At 56.6% G+C, this 16,230-nt stretch carries 12 protein-coding genes; 7 read left to right on the top strand and 5 right to left on the bottom strand.

The annotated features are described in order from the left end of the window. Positions 1–70: 70 nt before the first annotated feature. Complete coding sequence (gene ytfQ / locus K7B04_RS02460) at positions 71–1,027, bottom strand: galactofuranose ABC transporter, galactofuranose-binding protein YtfQ (protein ID WP_163445815.1); 957 nt, start codon at positions 1,025–1,027, stop codon at positions 71–73. A gap of 402 nt (positions 1,028–1,429) precedes the next feature. On the opposite strand from ytfQ, the gene ppa reads away from it, so the two are divergent. Next, positions 1,430–1,957, top strand: a complete 528-nt coding sequence (gene ppa, locus K7B04_RS02465; RefSeq protein WP_064546944.1) for an inorganic diphosphatase — start codon at positions 1,430–1,432, stop codon at positions 1,955–1,957. A 102-nt stretch (positions 1,958–2,059) separates the two neighbouring features. On the opposite strand, the gene K7B04_RS02470 is transcribed toward ppa, so the two are convergent. The 3 genes from K7B04_RS02470 to tamA are packed head-to-tail and all read right to left on the bottom strand — an operon-like array spanning position 2,060 to position 7,913. Continuing rightward, positions 2,060–2,404 (bottom strand): gamma-glutamylcyclotransferase, encoded by a 345-nt coding sequence (locus K7B04_RS02470; RefSeq protein ID WP_064546942.1) that lies wholly within the window; start codon positions 2,402–2,404, stop codon positions 2,060–2,062. A 2-nt stretch (positions 2,405–2,406) separates the two neighbouring features. Then, the gene (gene tamB / locus K7B04_RS02475) at positions 2,407–6,183 is read right to left on the bottom strand and encodes an autotransporter assembly complex protein TamB (protein ID WP_223803434.1); all 3,777 of its coding nucleotides are present in this window, start codon (positions 6,181–6,183) and stop codon (positions 2,407–2,409) included. Then, positions 6,180–7,913 carry an autotransporter assembly complex protein TamA gene (tamA, locus tag K7B04_RS02480; protein ID WP_167577033.1) on the bottom strand — a complete coding sequence of 578 codons (1,734 nt, stop codon included), beginning with the start codon at positions 7,911–7,913 and terminating at the stop codon, positions 6,180–6,182. The genes tamB and tamA overlap by 4 nt, the downstream gene beginning before the upstream one ends. Before the next feature lie 270 nt (positions 7,914–8,183). Here tamA and msrA point away from each other — a divergent pair, with 270 nt between their 5' ends. Next, on the top strand, positions 8,184–8,828 hold the full coding sequence (gene msrA / locus K7B04_RS02485) for a peptide-methionine (S)-S-oxide reductase MsrA (RefSeq protein WP_167577034.1): 645 nt from the start codon (positions 8,184–8,186) through the stop codon (positions 8,826–8,828). Here the strand turns inward: msrA and K7B04_RS02490 are convergent. Further along, a complete protein-coding gene (locus tag K7B04_RS02490) occupies positions 8,825–9,883 on the bottom strand; it encodes a LacI family DNA-binding transcriptional regulator (RefSeq protein ID WP_223803435.1) in 1,059 nt (352 codons plus the stop codon). The two genes, msrA and K7B04_RS02490, sit on opposite strands and share 4 nt — an antisense overlap. Before the next feature lie 189 nt (positions 9,884–10,072). Here K7B04_RS02490 and K7B04_RS02495 point away from each other — a divergent pair, with 189 nt between their 5' ends. The 5 genes from K7B04_RS02495 (at position 10,073) to K7B04_RS02515 (ending at position 16,163) form a co-directional block, all read left to right on the top strand. Continuing rightward, positions 10,073–11,227: a Gfo/Idh/MocA family oxidoreductase gene (locus K7B04_RS02495; protein ID WP_223803436.1), complete on the top strand. Its 1,155-nt coding sequence runs from the start codon at positions 10,073–10,075 to the stop codon at positions 11,225–11,227. A 19-nt stretch (positions 11,228–11,246) separates the two neighbouring features. After that, positions 11,247–12,425, top strand: a complete 1,179-nt coding sequence (locus K7B04_RS02500; protein ID WP_223803437.1) for a Gfo/Idh/MocA family oxidoreductase — start codon at positions 11,247–11,249, stop codon at positions 12,423–12,425. Between the two features lie 2 nt (positions 12,426–12,427). Further along, positions 12,428–13,495: a Gfo/Idh/MocA family oxidoreductase gene (locus K7B04_RS02505; RefSeq protein ID WP_223803438.1), complete on the top strand. Its 1,068-nt coding sequence runs from the start codon at positions 12,428–12,430 to the stop codon at positions 13,493–13,495. A gap of 12 nt (positions 13,496–13,507) precedes the next feature. Next, complete coding sequence (locus K7B04_RS02510; RefSeq protein ID WP_223803439.1) at positions 13,508–14,530, top strand: Gfo/Idh/MocA family oxidoreductase; 1,023 nt, start codon at positions 13,508–13,510, stop codon at positions 14,528–14,530. Positions 14,531–14,618: 88 nt separating this feature from the next. Next, positions 14,619–16,163, top strand: a complete 1,545-nt coding sequence (locus K7B04_RS02515; RefSeq protein ID WP_163445824.1) for an MFS transporter — start codon at positions 14,619–14,621, stop codon at positions 16,161–16,163. The last annotated feature ends 67 nt before the right edge of the window (positions 16,164–16,230 follow it).

Consider the following 16,230-nt stretch of genomic DNA (forward strand, 5'->3'; position numbering starts at 1 on the left):
ATTGACAGCCCTGCACCGAACAGCTCCCTCTTCCTTACAGGGAGAGGGCTGGGGTGAGGGTATCAGCCGCTTAGTAGCCCATATTTTTCTTCTTCTCTAACTCTTCTTTCGCCGTATCCGGCAGATACAGCGTGGACTTGGTCAGCGTCACTTTTTCCGGCAGGGTGCCGTCTTTCTTGAATTTCTCCAGCGCATCAAACGCCGGGCCGGCCATGTTCGGCGTCAGCTCGACGCTGGCGTTCGCTTCACCGGCAATCATCGCTTTGTAGATATCCGGTACACCGTCAATTGAGCCGGTGAGGATATCTTTACCCGGCTTCAGCCCGGCCTCTTTTATCGCCTGAATGGCACCGATCACCATATCGTCGTTATGGGCGTAAACCATGCAGATGTTCTTACCGTTGTTCTCCGCCTTGATGAAGCTCTCCATCACCTCTTTCCCCTTGCTGCGGGTAAAGTCGCCGGACTGGGAACGGATAATCTTGATGTTAGAGGCTTTCGAAATGGCATCAGCGAAACCTTTCTTACGGTCTATCGCCACGCTCGCGCCGACGGTCCCCTGCAGTTCCACCACGTTACACGGCTTGCCGTCGACGGTTTTGATCAGCCACTCGCCGATCAGTTGCCCTTCCAGCACGTTGTTGGCAGTCACGGTGGTCATGTACAGCGATTTATCTTTCACATCGATAGAACGGTCGAGCAGGAACACCGGAATTTTGGCCTCTTTGGCCTCTTTCAGCACCGGTTCCCAGCCGGTCGCCACCACCGGCGCGATAAAGATGGCATCAACGCCCTGAGCGATAAACGAACGCACCGCTTTAATCTGGTTTTCCTGTTTTTGCTGCCCGTCGGCAATCTTCAGGGTGATACCGCGTTTTTCCGCTTCCTGCTTCGCGACGTTGGTTTCCGCCGCGCGCCAGCCCGATTCAGAGCCAACTTGTGAAAATCCCACCGTTAAAGGGGCAGCCATGACCATAGACGACATGGCTGCGGAAACTGCTGTGACAAGAAGTAAGCGCTTCCACATAGAGGTATCCTCGTAGGGTTATTGTTGGTCAAATATTCATCTGCGGAAAAACTATAGACAATGGGAGATGTAACGGAATGCGTTACATCACACTTCAAAAAAGTAAATTATTTGTTAATTACCATTAACAGAACAAGTTCAGGAGGGAGTAGGCGTCGCGCACCCGTTGAAGGCTATCGATTTTGTGGAAATTTTAACCCGCATCAGCCCATTTCCTGGCGCAATGTAAACGGTTCCACGATTTTATTCAGTATGCGGCTAACTTTATGGATTTTCCTGCCATAAGAAGGCACTGAAAAGACCGTGTTTCACGGCGGGAGATGTAAAACAGGCCAAGACTTTCGCGGCGAGTTGGCTATAATACCGGGCACTGATTTGCCACACATTCTAAAGGAAACAGACATGAGCTTACTCAACGTCCCTGCGGGTAAAGATCTGCCGGAAGATATCTACGTAGTCATCGAAATCCCGGCTAACGCAGATCCTATCAAATACGAAGTCGACAAAGAGAGCGGCGCGCTGTTCGTTGACCGTTTCATGTCCACCGCGATGTTCTATCCGTGCAACTACGGCTACATCAACCACACCCTGTCTCTGGACGGTGACCCGGTTGACGTACTGGTCCCGACCCCGTACCCGCTGCAGCCGGGTTCTGTGATCCGTTGCCGTCCGGTTGGCGTTCTGAAAATGACCGACGAATCCGGTGAAGATGCGAAACTGGTTGCGGTACCGCACACCAAGCTGAGCAAAGAATACGATCACATCAAAGATGTGAACGACCTGCCGGACCTGCTGAAAGCGCAGATCACCCACTTCTTCGAGCACTACAAAGACCTCGAAGCGGGCAAATGGGTTAAAGTTGACGGTTGGGACAACGCTGAAGCGGCTAAAGCTGAAATCGTTGCTTCCTTCGAGCGCGCGAAGAAATAAGATTTCTTTTTGAGCGTTAAAAACACCGCCTCCGGGCGGTGTTTTTGTTTGTAGGCCACGCTGATAAAAAAACAACGCCACCCGAGGGTGGCGTTGTCGTATTCAATACTGGTCTTTATCCAACCAGTTGCCGCTTTCTATCAGCTTCAGCCCATCGACCGGGCGCTGATAGACGTACATCCAGGCGCTGCCATACGGCGTCTGAATGAGGTGACGTGCGTATTCGCCCGCTTTGGTACGCAGCGCATCCAGCTCGGCTAGCGTCGAGGCATCAATCCGATAGACTTCACCGTGTACCGTGCCATCGCCGGGCACCGCGCCTGGATAGTGGCCCAGGCTGTACAGTTGATAATCGGTCACGCTGTGATCGCCCAGCCACTGAGCGTTGGTCATCCAGTGGCTGTTGCCCTGTTTGCGCCGTAAACTGCCGTAAACAAATATTCGCATTGCTAAAACTCAAACTGATAGAGCAAATCGAGCGCCTGGTCTACGCCAGACACCGCTTCCAGATACAGCTTAGGCATCAGGCGATAGCGTAACGTGAGCGTCGCTAACGAGTCAAAGATCCCAACGCCATATTTCACCTGCAGACCTGGCAATACGTATCCGCTGACCACCACCTGGGAAGAGTCACCCACCCCCTGGGTATCCAGCGCCAGATTACTTACGCCAAACGTCTCGCCGATTTTACCCACAACCTGACCACTTTGTGCAACCCCCATACCAATAAGCATTGAGGTCATCGCTGCGCTGTCGCTCTGACCGCTATCCAGTCCCTGTCCGCGAACGAGGTAGGAGAGCGCTTCCTGCTGTGACATCGCCGGGTCGGAGAAGACTTCCGCCTTTGGCTGATCCGCCGAGCCGGTCACGCGAACGCCGGCGATCACATCGTTTTCGGTGGCATCCGGGTTACGAATCGCTTCGATATTCAGCAGCGGCTGATCCGGCGGGCCGGAGAACAGCAGCTCGCCTTTACGGACGATCAGATCCTGGCCGTAGGCGTGGAAGCGCCCTTCCGGAATATTGATCTGCCCGTTAAGCCCCAGCCCCTGTTTATCCTGCGCCACCTTCAGGTCGCCGGTCAGGCGCGCTTTCAGGCCAAACGCATCCAGACGAACGTTGTTGCCGACGTGGATAGTCAGGTTACTGTTGATCGGAATTGAAGCCGATTTGGTCTCTTTTGGCTGGAGATCGTTATTCAGCAGCACTTCGTCACTGGAAACGCCCACTGCGCTTTCTGGCACCTCTTTCACCACGATACGCGCCCACGGCACATCAACGTTACCGTCAAGGGTAAACAGGCTCGGCGTGGCGTTAAACACAACGTCTGGCGAGACGTCGAGACGTACCATCGGCGGCACGGTAATTCGTACGCGAGAGCCTTTCGCCGCAATACGCGCGCGCCAGTTTTCAATCTGCCGCCAGTCAGCGTCACCGTTCAGGCTGATCTGCCCTTGTGAGGTTCGCACCTCCCCTTGCAACGTCGAGGTGGCGCCGTTGAAGTTCATCGTCAGCTGGCTTGGCTGCATGTCGAAGGGCATAAAGTTACCGTCAACGTCCAGGCCATTCAACTGAAGCTGGCCGAACATCAGCGGGCTCTGAAGATCGCCGCCGAGACGCAGATTCGCGTTCAGCTTGCCGTCCGCCTTTTCACCGCGCGAGAAGATCGGGTTCACCATCGCCAGCGAGAAGTTACGGATGTTGACGTTACCGCCGAGGTTACGTCGCCCCTGCGGGTCGGTCACCTGCACCTGTCCATCCAGTTGGCCGTTGTTGGTCAGGCGAATCAGCCAGCCCAATTCGGCGCGGTTGTTGTGCAGATCGGCGCTCAGATTCAGCGTATCGAAAGCCACCGGCAGCGGCGCGTTGTTGACGATCTGGGTGACCTTAACGTTGCGTCCGGCGAGGGTGACTTTACCCTGTGGCAGCCCTTCCTTAGTGGTGTCCCAGGAGACATCCGCGTTGCCACTAAACACGCCGCTAGCCTGAGTTTCCTCCGGCATAAACGGCTTGAGCATCGCCAGATCGAAACGGTTGAGGTTCACCACCGCACGCCCTGCCGCGCCCGCATCAATTGTCTGCGGTACGCACAGCTCGGCGTTCGGATTCACCCAACAGTGTGGCCCGATGCTGATTTTCTGTTCCAGGTTACGGTAGTCCAGCGCGATATCACGGTTGATGGACCACGGGCCGACCGGCGTCTGGAAGCGGGTATTGCTTAACGCCCCCTTCCAGCGTTCTTCTTTGCGGTCAAAGCTCCCCGCCAGCGCCAGCTGTCCAGAGACCGGCTCGCCCTGAATTTGCAGCTGTAGCGAGTGCTGCTTTTCGTTGCCTTTCGCCGCCAGATGCACCAGCCCGATATTCACATCCGGCTGCACGATACGCTCAACGCGCACGTCGAGATTACCGCCAATCTGATCGGTTGATTTCACGTCGCCGTCGACGCGCACCTGGCCAATCGACAGCTCCTGCCAGCGCAGACCACGCGCGGTGATGTCCGCCAGCAGCTGCGGCGCATCGACCGTACCGCGAATTTTCACCAGCCCTTTCGCCGTGCCACCTAATCCTGGCAGCATGTTGTCGAGCTTCGGCGCGTCGATATTGGCATCGAGCTCCAGGTCTTTCACCCCCAGCTCGCCCTTCACGTCGGCGGTGTTATTGCCCAGCGCCACGTGCAGCCCCGGAATGGTCCATTGCAGATAGCTGTTACCGCGCAGAGAGCCATCGACTTTCACTTTATTTTGCTTCACGTTACCGCTGATTTTCATCTCCGGTACGTTCATCTGCCAGCTACCGCCGTACAGGCTGCCGTTAGTTTTGATCAGGCCATCGAGCTTCGACGGCCAGTCCGGCGCCAGCTTCACGGTGTTGATGCCATGCAGCGCCAGCTCGCCGCGCCAGCTGATCGCCTGCTGCCAGTCGAGCAGCGCGGTCAACTCCGTTTTGCCTTCCAGCGCCGCGACGGTGAGCTTGTCGAGGTTCACCTGCCGCTCGTTGCCTTTGGCGTCGAGAGTGATGTTCGCCGGCGGCACATCCTGCCCTTTCACCGCGGTGCGGAACGACAGGGTGTAGTCGGTCATCTTACCGCCGAGCTTCAGCTTCAGGTCATCGGCCTGGAACTGTTTCTCGCCGGTAAACGGCCAATAGAGCTGCTTGCTGTTCACCTCAAGGTTGAACGGTAGCCCGGCTTCCGCCAGCTGCGCCTGCGCGCGAATGCCCATATCCACCGGGCCGGAAAGGTTAACCCCCACTTCCAGTTGCTTGCGCACCGCGCCGCCCACCTTCAGCTTCACCTTTTCGCCCTTCAGCGGGTCGATATTCAGGGTGCTGTTGAGCGTGAGGTCTACCGGCCAGTCGTTGATCAGCGTCGCGGTACCGCTGGCGTTCACCGTGCCCTGGCTGGAGTCGATGTCCAGCGCGTCGAGCTTCATGTTGCCGTCGATGCTGCTGACCTTCAGCAGCATCTTATACACCGTCAGGTCGGTATCGCCGGTAATACGCAGCTGCTCGCCGCTAAAGGATTCGATATTCAGATTCAGCGGCAGATGCACATCCGTCATCTCCGGCAGCACCGGTTTCGAGAACAGCTCGGTCATGGTTTCGCCGAGCGGTTTTTCCTGCGGCTGCGGGTTATCTATCTTCGGCTCCACCACCTCTTTCTGCGCCACGTCGGCGACTTTCGGCAAAGCGATGAGCAGGCCTTGCAGCGTGGTTGGCGTGAGCGTCAGGTTCTTCTCCTGCCACGTCAGGCCGCTGCTGAAGTCCATCACCGACACCGTGGTGTCATCAATCTTGATATTGACGTTGTTGAGCGCGAACCGCTTCAAGGTGATTGGATACGGCGTCGAGAGATTCAGCGGCCCGCTGTCCTCTTCCTCCACCGGCGCGGCAGGCGGCATTTTGCTGCTGTCGATTGCCACGTTGATGTTGCTGAGCGCGACATCGTTAACGCACACGCTGCTGTGCCACAGGCAATTGAGCTCCACCGCCAGATGAAGTTCACCGGCATCCACCGCCACGCCCGGCTGGGTGTAGCGGACGTTTTTCAGCGATAAATCGCGCCAGCCGCCGGTGACCTGGCCTATCTCCAGCCCCGGGACCCAGCGGTTCGCCGCGTTAAACAGCAGATGCAGCCCCGTGGTGGTGCCAATCAGAAATCCCACGATGCCCAGCAGCAGCACGACAAAAATCAGTACGCCGAGGCTTATTTTTTTCCATAACGTCATAGCTCAGGCCCCAGACCGATGTAAAACTGTAATCCGTGTTCATCTTTGTCGCCCACCGGGACGGCAAAGTCGAGCTTGATGGGCCCCACTGGCGACTGCCAGCGTACGCCAACCCCCGCGCCGGTTTTCCAGTCGCTCTGGCGAATATCGCTGACCGCTTCCCCGCCGTCCATGAACACGGCGCCCCACCATTTCCCCGTCACGTTGTACTGATATTCCAGCGAGCCGGTGGCCAGTTTTGATGCCCCGATGAGCTTGCCTTTGCTGTCTTCCGGGGAAATTGACTTGTACTTGTAGCCGCGAATACTGCGGTCGCCGCCGGCGAAGAAACGCAGGTCAGGTGGTACGCGGTCAAAGTCGCCGGTTTCAATCCAGCCTAGGTTGCCACGAATCACAAAGCGATGGCGATCGTAAAGGGTACGAATCCAGACGTTTTGCGCCTGAAACACCGAGAAGTCGACATCCGAACCCCAGGCGGTATTCGAGTAGTCGATCGAGTAGCGCTGAGAGTCGCCCCAGGTGGGCATCAGGCCGCCGCGTGAGCGGGTACGGCTGATAGAAACCCCCGGATAAAACAGCATGGTGGTGTTGGTGACATCGGCCTGCGTAAAGTGGTCAAGACTCCAGCGCAGGTTAATCGCGCGCTGCCAGCCGCTGGAAAGATCCCAGAAACGTGAGACCGCAAGCGTGGTGGAGTCGGCTTTGGTGTCGTTGAGGTCGGTACTTTTAAAACCGCCCTGCACCAGATAATACTGCTCAAGCGGGTTTTTCAGCAGCGGCATCTTATAGCTGAAGTCCAGCTGCTGTTCCGGCGCCGAAACGCTGAGGCTGGTCGTCAGGCTGTGACCGTAAGAGTTCACCCACGGTTTTTTCCATGACGCTTTCACCCGCGGGCCAACGTCGGTGGAGTAACCTCCCCCCAGTTCTACGGTATTTTCGCTGCGCGGCGATACCACACCATGCAGCGGTAAGACCTTAGTTTTCCGTGATTTATCAAACTCCGGCGCCACAACCACCGAGTTAAACCAGCCCGTGGCGGACAGACGACGGTTCAATTCCGCCAGATCGCTGGATTGGTAATAGTCGCCCTTTTTGAACGGCACCAGATGCTGCAAATACTCTTCGCGAATCTGCGAGCCTTCGAAGGTGACGTCACCAAAGCGGTAGCGCTCGCCGCTGTCATAGTCGATATCCCAGAACGCCTGATGACGATCGACCGCCACGCCAAGCTGGCTCTTTTTGAACTCGCTATCGAAATAACCCTTACGCAGCGCCACGCTGGTTAACGACCCTTTGAAATGATCGTAATCGCCATGGTTGAGCACCGTGCCAATTTTGGGTCGGGTTTTCAGCAGATCCAGATAGTCGCGGTCGGTACGCGCCCCGCCGCGCAGAATCACATCGGTGCCACCAATACGCACCGGTTCACCCGGCGTCACCTTGGCCAGCAGCACCTGACGCCCCTTGGCCGGCGGTGGTTTAAGTTCAAAATCGATGGTCGGTTCGTAATAGCCGAGGGCTTTCAACCCTTCGCGAATGGCATCATCCACGCGTGCGCGAAAGCGACGATCCGGCGATACTTCGTCGCTGTCGATGGTCGATAGCTGGGCTCGAACGTTTTTTTGTAGTTCGCCTGAGAGCCCTTCAACCTGTAGTCGGATGTTTGCTGCACTGGCAACACCGCTGGTCAGCAATAAGCTCACCACACATAACTGGCGGATTTGTCGCACGTTTTCTCCTGAATATCCTTGTTTCCACCCCAAAAGGGAAACGGAAGTCCGCTCCGCGGCCATGACTGCGTTTTAGCCTTTTTCACGCCCTGATGGCGCGCGGCATTCAACGTCAGCTTAAAAAACCCACTCTTTGTCGGGTTGAAATAAAGACAGAGCCCCAAATTATTCTTATGTTTAAATTTAGACGTATTCGGCGTGGTTATTGTGTTAAAAGACACGCCCGGTTACAACCTTAACGGAAATTACTGTTCCCCGGAGGCGGTCCCTATGAGCTTGTTCGACAAAAAACATATTGTATCTCAATCGGATGCATTACCCGGAAGAAATACACCCATGCCGGTTGCAACGCTCAATGTTGTGACTGAACACTCAATGACCCACGTGCCGGAAGGCATGGAGGTCGCGCTGTTTGCGATGGGCTGTTTCTGGGGCGTGGAGCGGCTGTACTGGCAGCTTCCCGGCGTTTACAGCACTGCGGCGGGCTACACCGGCGGCTATACGCCGAACCCGACATACCGGGAAGTCTGTAGCGGGCAGACCGGGCACGCGGAAGCGGTGCGTGTGGTGTATGACCCGGCGGTGATTAGCTATGGCGAACTGCTGAAAGTGTTCTGGGAGAATCACGACCCGGCGCAGGGCATGCGTCAGGGCAACGATCACGGTACACAGTATCGCTCGGCAATCTATCCACTGACCCCAGAACAGGAACAGGAAGCGCACGCCAGCCTGCAACAGTTCCAGGAAGCCATGCGCAGCGCGGGCGACGCACGTGATATCACGACCGAAATCGCCCTCGCGAAGCCGTTCTACTACGCGGAAGATGAACACCAGCAGTATCTGCATAAAAACCCGTACGGCTACTGCGGCATCGGGGGAATTGGCGTGTGCCTGCCGCCGCAGCTGCAGGGCTAACCATCCAACGCCAGACGCGCCGCATGGCGCGTCGCGTTTGCCACCGTGCCAAAATCCATCACTTTGCCCTGTAATAACAGGTTGTAGACCGGCGACTGCGGGCGGTTGAGGCGGGTTTGCAGCAGATGTACGGCTTCAATGCCCAGATCGCGGCAGGGCACGAGAATGCCAGTGACCGGCGCAGTCAGGCTGCTTTCCAGATTCCACGTAAAATCGGTGGTAATCAGAGAGATATCTTCGGGGACACGCAGCCCGTGGCGTCGCAGCGCCTTCATCACCCCCTCAGTCATGCTGGTGCTGTTGGGGAAGATAACATCGGGCCACTGCGCGCGATCGTGGGTCGTCAGCCAGGTGTCCAGCGCCAGCTCCGCCTCTTCCGCCGTAAACCACTCGGTGACCAGCAGGTCATGCTGAGGGTTGAAAGGAACATGGTGATAGCGATAGGCCTCTTTAATCCCGTCCAGCCGGGCATAGAGCGTTTCCCGACGCAGGCAGGTCATCGTCAGAACCCGCCGATGACCTTGCTCAAACAGATAGCGCATCGCGGTAAAGCCAATCGCCCGGTGGTCGGGCGACACGGAGTCCAGCGACATCTCTCGGTCGATGGAGTTGATCAGCACGCAAGGCTTATTCAGCGTGCTGGCCAGTTTAAGGATCATGGGATCATCCGTGCCGATAATGATCACCGCGTTGATGCTCTTGTGGCTGGCTTTTTCGAGGAATAATTTAACGTCGGCGTGCTGCTCCTCCAGCGCACAGTGGCTGATCCACACATCATGCGGCGCGCTGGCTTCGGCAATCCCCTTCGTGACTTCCAGATAAAAGGTATCGCCCCGCCCCTGAAAGGTGCGCTCCGGCGCGAACACCGCAATGCCGTTAATCAGCAGCCGTCCGTTAGCCAGCGAGTCCAGCACCCCGAGTTGGCGGGCGCATTTCACAATCGCCTCTCGCGCTTTTTCACTGGTGTAGGATTTACCGCTCAGCACCCGGGAAACGGTACTGATGGAGTAGCCGGTACGGGCGGCAATTTCATCCATTTTGAGCTTACCTGGCATTGTGTGACCTCGCTCGCAATCATATTTTGCAAATTTTTGCAGATGCAGTTCGCTGATTTTAAAACCCATTTTCAGTTTTCCGCGCATATTCCTTTTCTACCTGCGAGCATTCTCACAAATTCCGTTTGTCCACCTTCGCCCGCTTCCCTATTTTCAGATTTCAGTCATTTCTATTACGTAAGGTGCAACATGGATAAGGTGCGTTTTGGCATTATCGGCGTGGGCAATATCGGGACCGTCCACGCCCGATACCTACTGGCGGGTACGGTAAAAGAAGCCTGCCTGACGGCAGTGTGTGACAACAATCCCGACAAACATTCCGCCATTCGTCAGGTGGTTGGCAATGACGTCACCCTCTTCAGCGACGCCGAAGAGATGCTGAAAAGCGGGCTGATTGACGCGGTCATCATCTCCACGCCGCACTATGACCATCCTGGTCTCTCCATGCTGGCCATGCGTCACGGCATTCACACCCTGTGTGAGAAACCGGCAGGCGTCTACACCGCGCAGGTGCGCGAGATGAACGAATTCGCCCGCGGCTGCAACGTGGTGTTCGGCATGATGTTCAATCAGCGCCCTAACCCGCTGTATCAAAAAGTGAAAGATCTGATTGACAGCGGCGAGCTGGGCGAACTGCGCCGCTCCAACTGGATCATCACCAACTGGTATCGCTCGCAGAGTTACTACAACTCCGGCGGCTGGCGCGCCACCTGGAAGGGTGAAGGCGGCGGCGTGCTGCTGAATCAGGACCCACACCAGCTGGATTTATGGCAATGGCTGGTCGGTATGCCGGTACGGATGCGCGCTTTCTGCCAGTTCGGTAAACATCGCGATATCGAAGTGGAAAACGAGGTCACCACCTATGCCGAATACGCCAACGGCGCGACCGGCGTCTTTATCACCACCACCGCCGAAGCGCCGGGGACCAACCGTCTGGAGATCGCCGGCGATCGCGGCAAAGTGGTGGTGGAAGACGGCAAGCTGCGCTTCTGGCGGCTGCGGGAATCGGAAACCGAATTTAACGCCCGCTGGGAAAACGGCTTTGGCGAACCCGAATGTTGGGAAGTGACCATTCCCGTCGCGCCGGAGTGCAGCGACCACCACGTCATCACCGCCAATTTCGCCGCCGCGGTGCTGCATGGCACGCCGCTACTGGCGCCGGGTACCGAGGGTATTCACGGCCTGACGCTGTCAAACGCCATGCACCTCTCAACCTGGACCGATGATTGGGTTGACCTGCCGTTCGACGAAGCCCTGTTTAAAAAGCTGCTCGATGAACGCATCGCCACCTCCATCGATAAACAGGTGGTCAGTAAAACTCTCGATGCCTCCGGCACCTGGTAATCCGCAGCAGGAGAACACCATGTTACGCATTGCGATTGTGGGAACCGGCAACATCTCCCACAGCCATATTCAGGGCTATCAGCAATTTGCCGAGCGCTGCCAGATTGTGGCGCTGGTCGATATCTACCCGGAGAAGGCGCAGGAAAAGAAAGTGCGCTACGGGCTGACGCACGCCACCGTGTTCAGCAGCCATCAGGCGCTACTGGAGTCCGGCCTTGAGGTGGATATCGTCGACGTCTGTACCCCGCCGTACGTGCACGCCGAAATCAGCATCGACGCGCTCAACGCCGGGAAACACGTGCTGTGCGAGAAGCCGATGGCGGCCTCGCTGGAAGAGTGCGACGCGATGATCGCCGCCCAACGCGCCAGCGGCAAAATCCTCTCCATTATCGCCCAAAACCGCTTTACCGACGCCTTCTGGCGCTTAAAGCAGGTCGTCGATTCCGGCGAACTGGGGAAAATCTGCCACGCGCAGGTGGACTCCTTCTGGTGGCGCGGCCACTGCTACTACGACCTGTGGTGGCGCGGGACGTGGGAGAAAGAAGGCGGCGGCTGCACGCTTAACCATGCGGTGCACCACATTGACGCCATCCAGTGGATGCTCGGCTTCCCGAAAGAGGTGGTGGCGATGATGACGAACGTCGCCCACGATAACGCCGAAGTGGAAGATCTTTCCGCCGCTATATTCCGCTACGACAGCGGCGCGCTGACGCAATTGACCGCCTCGGTAGTCCATCACGGTGAAGACCAGAAAATCGTGATTCAGGGCGATAAAGCGCGCATCTCCGCACCGTGGGACGTGTGGGCCAGCGTCTCCGCCGACAACGGATTCCCGCAAGAGCAACACGACAACGAACGTGAAGCGCGGCTGGATGCGCTGTTCCGCCATACGCCGCCGCTGAAATACACGCTACACGCCGGGCAGATTAACGACCTGCTCAATGCCGTTGAACAGCACGGTGAGCCGCTGATTGATGGCGTGCAGGGCAAACGCTCGCTGGAGCTGATCACCGCGATTTATCAATCGTCAATTACCGGACGGGTGGTGACGCTTCCCGTCAGCCCGGATGAGCCCTGGTACAAAACCGGTGGCCTGGTTTCCCTCGCCCCGCACTTCTACGAAAAGGCCGCCTCGGTGGAGAACTTCTCGGAAGTGGGCGCAATTCCGTTGGGTAAAAATTTGGACAAAGGAGCATAAGCATGAGTATCAAAGACGGTATGAACTACGCCCCGGTGGGTAAACCGCAACCGGTTGTCGGCGAGGGCGAGTTTATTATTGCCGCCGCCGCGTTGGACCACGGTCATATCTATGGCATGTGCAACGGCCTGATTGAAGCTGGGGCGACGCTGAAATGGGTTTATGACCCCGATCCAGCCAAAGTCGACAAGTTCGTCCAGCAGTATCCGCAGGTACAGGTTGCGCCTTCGCTGGAAACCATCCTCAACGACAGCAGCGTACAGCTGGTTGCTGGTGCCGCCGTACCTTCTGAACGCTGCGCGCTGGGGCTGAAGGTGATGGACGCGGGTAAAGATTACTTTACCGATAAAGCGCCGCTAACCACGCTGGCGCAGCTGGAGGCCGCTAAACGTAAGGTGGCGGCAACCGGGCGCAAATACGCGGTTTACTACAGCGAACGTCTGCACGTTGAAAGCGCCGTGTTCGCCGGGCAACTGGTGCAGCAAGGCGCGATTGGCCGCGTGATGCAGACGCTCGGCGTCGGCCCGCACCGTGAAGGTGAAGGTCGCCCGGACTGGTTCTATGAGAAGGAATTCTTCGGCGGCATCCTGTGTGATATCGGCAGCCACCAGATTGAGCAGTTTCTGTTTTACACCGGTAACACCGACGCGCGTGTCGTGGCAAGCCAGGTGCGCAACGTTAACCATCCGCAGTATCCGCAGTTCGAAGATTTCGGCGACGCGATGCTGGCCGGGGATAACGGCGCGACTGGCTACTTCCGCTGCGACTGGTTTACCCCGGACGGCCTCTCCAGTTGGGGCGACGGTCGCCTGACCCTGCTCGGCACCGAAGGCTACATTGAAATCCGTAAGTACGTCGATATCACTCGCGGCGAGCAGGATGTGGTGTATCTGGTCAACAAGGAGGGCGAATTCCGCTATCCGGTCGCCGGTCAGGTGGGCTTCCCGTACTTCGGCCAGCTGATTCTGGACTGCCTGAACCGTACGGAAAATGCCATGACCCAGGCGCACACCTTTAAGGCCGCCGAGCTGTGCGTAAAAGCGCAGATGCTGGCGAACGCGGTGGAATAACAGGAGGCGGCGATGCAAACACGTCATGCGGCGATTATCGGCTGCGGCGCTATTCACACCTGTCACGTGGACGCGCTGCGCCACGTTCCGGGCGCGGTGCTACGCGCGATAGTCGATATCGATAGCGAAAAGGGGAGCCGGCTCGCTGCCGACTATGGCTGTCAGTTTTATCAGGACTATCGCGAGATGCTGCTGGATGATGCCATTGACGTGGTGCACATCTGCACGCCGCATTACCTGCATAAACCGATGATCCTTGCCGCGCTGGCGGCAGGGAAACAGGTGTTCTGCGAAAAGCCGGTGGTGATGAATCCGCAGGAGGTGAGCGACATTCAGGCCGCCGCCACGATCGCCCAACGTCATGTGGGTGTCTGTTATCAGAACCGCCTTAATCCTACCAGTCTGGCGATTCAACGCTGCATTGAGGAAGGCCGGCTTGGCGCAATGCGCGCCGTGAAAGCGGTGCTCACCTGGTCACGTTCCGGCAACTACTATGCCGCGAGTCCGTGGCGCGGCAGTTTCGCCACCGAGGGGGGCAGCCTGTTGATCAACCAGGCCATTCATACCCTGGATCTGATGCAGTGGTTTGGCGGCGGCGTGCGGCGTCTGAAGGGCGTAGTCGACAGCACCCTGCTGGCCGACGAAATCGAGACCGAAGACAGCGCGATGGTGACGCTGTGCTTTAACAACGGCGCGCGCGGCCTGTTCTATGCCAGTAACTGCTACGCCAGCGACTCCCCGCTGCTGCTGGAAATAGAGTTCGAACACGGCATGCTGCGGTTGCATGACAACGCGCTGTGGCAAATTTGCGCCGATGAGCACGTTCTGTTGGCCAGCGACGCCTCGCCAGACGGCGTGGGCAAAAGCTATTGGGGCATCGGTCATCAACAAGCCGTACTGCATTTTTATCAGGCGTTAGACACTCCCGCGGCCGCCAGCTTCTGCGATATCCGCGAAGCGGCGAAATCATTACAGATGGTTAATACCATTTACCAATCGTCACTATTGAGGAAATGGGTGAATATAAACGAGTGATCGTCATCCGATTTTTCCTGCTGTCAATAATATAAGGTGCAGAGGTCACTCTGCACCGACACCCTACCAGTACAGGAATAATAATATTATGGTGAAACCAACCGAACGTCGTGTTGGCTATGGCATTGCTATTGGCTACGGAGTCACTGATTTATTTGGCGGCGGCGCCTTTGCCGTTATCGGAACATGGCTTTTATTTTTCTATACTACCTATTGCGGTTTATCCGTATTAGAAGCCGGTTCAATATTTGCCATTGCACGTATTATCGACGCTATTTTAAGCCCGGTGATGGGATACATTACTGATAACTTTGGCAATACCTGGCTTGGCCGTAAATTTGGCCGCCGCCGCTTTTTCTTATTGATTAGCTCTCCGCTGATGTTTCTCTACGCCCTCGTCTGGCTGACCGATATGAACTATTGGTACTACCTGGGCACCTATCTCTCTATCGAACTGCTCTCAGCGATGGTACTGGTCCCCTGGGAGACGCTGGCCGCTGAAATGACCAACCGCTTCAGCGAGCGGACGCGGCTTTCCGGCGTACGTATGATGTGTTCCGCCCTCGGCGGTTTTCTGGCAGTCTCCGTCCCTGGTATTATTATGCAATATACCGGTAAGGATAATTCCTTTACCTACACCCTGACCGGGATTGTTTTTGCGGTTATTTATTGTGTCGCAGTATTTACCACCTGGGCCTGCACCTGGGAAGCCAAAGATGTACGAGAAGAGTATGAATTTCAGCCGGATAATCAACGCAGCAGCGGTCTTTTAAACCATTTGAAATATCTGGTAATCGACCTTATTTCTTCATTTAAGATAAGAATATTTCGTCAGCATATTTTAATTTATATTTGCTCTTTTACCGCTATGGATGTCTTTGGCTCGGTATTTACCTATTACGTGGTTTATGCTCTGCATCACGATGCCGAAATGGTTTCCGGTTTATTAAGTATCGCCGCTTTTGTCTCTATTCCCGGCACGTTCGGCTTTATGATGCTGATGAATAAATTCAACCTCACCCCCTCCGGGGCGCTGCGGCTCTCCTACGGCAGTATTCTGCTGGTGCTGGCGTTTCTGTTTACCGTCTATATCGGTAATCTCCAGGTCCCGACGCTGCTGTTTTCTTCGGTGTTTGTCCTGCTGGGGCTGGCGAAAGCCGGGCTGTACTACATACCGTGGAACATCTACAGCTTTATTCCGGACGTTGATGAAATCGTCACCCGCCAGCGCCGCGAGGGAATTTTCGCGGGCGTGATGGTCCTGACCCGCAAAAGCACCGTCGCATTAGCGATTATGCTGATTGGCATCGTGCTCGAAGAGAGCGGCTTCGTCAAAGGCGGCGGCGCGCAGCCGGCCAGCGCCCTGCACGCGATTATTGGCCTGATGATTTTCGCCACCGCCGGGCTACTGGCCATCAGCTTCTATGTCACATATCGCTTTAAGCTGACGCAGAAAACTCACAGCCTGTTGGTTAAAGAAGTGGCCCGCCGTAAGCTTGGCGGCAACGCCGAAGACTGCGATCGGGAGACCCGTGACGTCATCCACGCACTGACGGGCTATGCCTATAATGAAGTCTGGGATGCGACACCGAAGCGTCGCGCAAAAACCACACCGTTACCGACTAACGGTTAACCTCTGGCAGCTTTACAGTCCCTTACGCTATACTAACCCCTGAAATTGCCGGCCCAACGCCTTCGGG

The sequence above is a fragment of the Kluyvera sp. CRP genome (assembly GCF_019930565.1).
Lineage (GTDB): Bacteria > Pseudomonadota > Gammaproteobacteria > Enterobacterales > Enterobacteriaceae > Kluyvera > Kluyvera georgiana_A.

What these genes read in the sequence shown, in the direction of transcription:
- ytfQ (WP_163445815.1), bottom strand. Translation starts at nt 1,027, where the DNA reads ATGTGGAAGCGCTTACTTCTTGTCACAGCAGTTTCCGCAGCCATGTCG.
- ppa (WP_064546944.1), top strand. Translation starts at nt 1,430, where the DNA reads ATGAGCTTACTCAACGTCCCTGCGGGTAAAGATCTGCCGGAAGATATC.
- K7B04_RS02470 (WP_064546942.1), bottom strand. Translation starts at nt 2,404, where the DNA reads ATGCGAATATTTGTTTACGGCAGTTTACGGCGCAAACAGGGCAACAGC.
- tamB (WP_223803434.1), bottom strand. Translation starts at nt 6,183, where the DNA reads ATGACGTTATGGAAAAAAATAAGCCTCGGCGTACTGATTTTTGTCGTG.
- msrA (WP_167577034.1), top strand. Translation starts at nt 8,184, where the DNA reads ATGAGCTTGTTCGACAAAAAACATATTGTATCTCAATCGGATGCATTA.
- K7B04_RS02490 (WP_223803435.1), bottom strand. Translation starts at nt 9,883, where the DNA reads ATGCCAGGTAAGCTCAAAATGGATGAAATTGCCGCCCGTACCGGCTAC.
- K7B04_RS02495 (WP_223803436.1), top strand. Translation starts at nt 10,073, where the DNA reads ATGGATAAGGTGCGTTTTGGCATTATCGGCGTGGGCAATATCGGGACC.
- K7B04_RS02500 (WP_223803437.1), top strand. Translation starts at nt 11,247, where the DNA reads ATGTTACGCATTGCGATTGTGGGAACCGGCAACATCTCCCACAGCCAT.
- K7B04_RS02505 (WP_223803438.1), top strand. Translation starts at nt 12,428, where the DNA reads ATGAGTATCAAAGACGGTATGAACTACGCCCCGGTGGGTAAACCGCAA.
- K7B04_RS02510 (WP_223803439.1), top strand. Translation starts at nt 13,508, where the DNA reads ATGCAAACACGTCATGCGGCGATTATCGGCTGCGGCGCTATTCACACC.
- K7B04_RS02515 (WP_163445824.1), top strand. Translation starts at nt 14,619, where the DNA reads ATGGTGAAACCAACCGAACGTCGTGTTGGCTATGGCATTGCTATTGGC.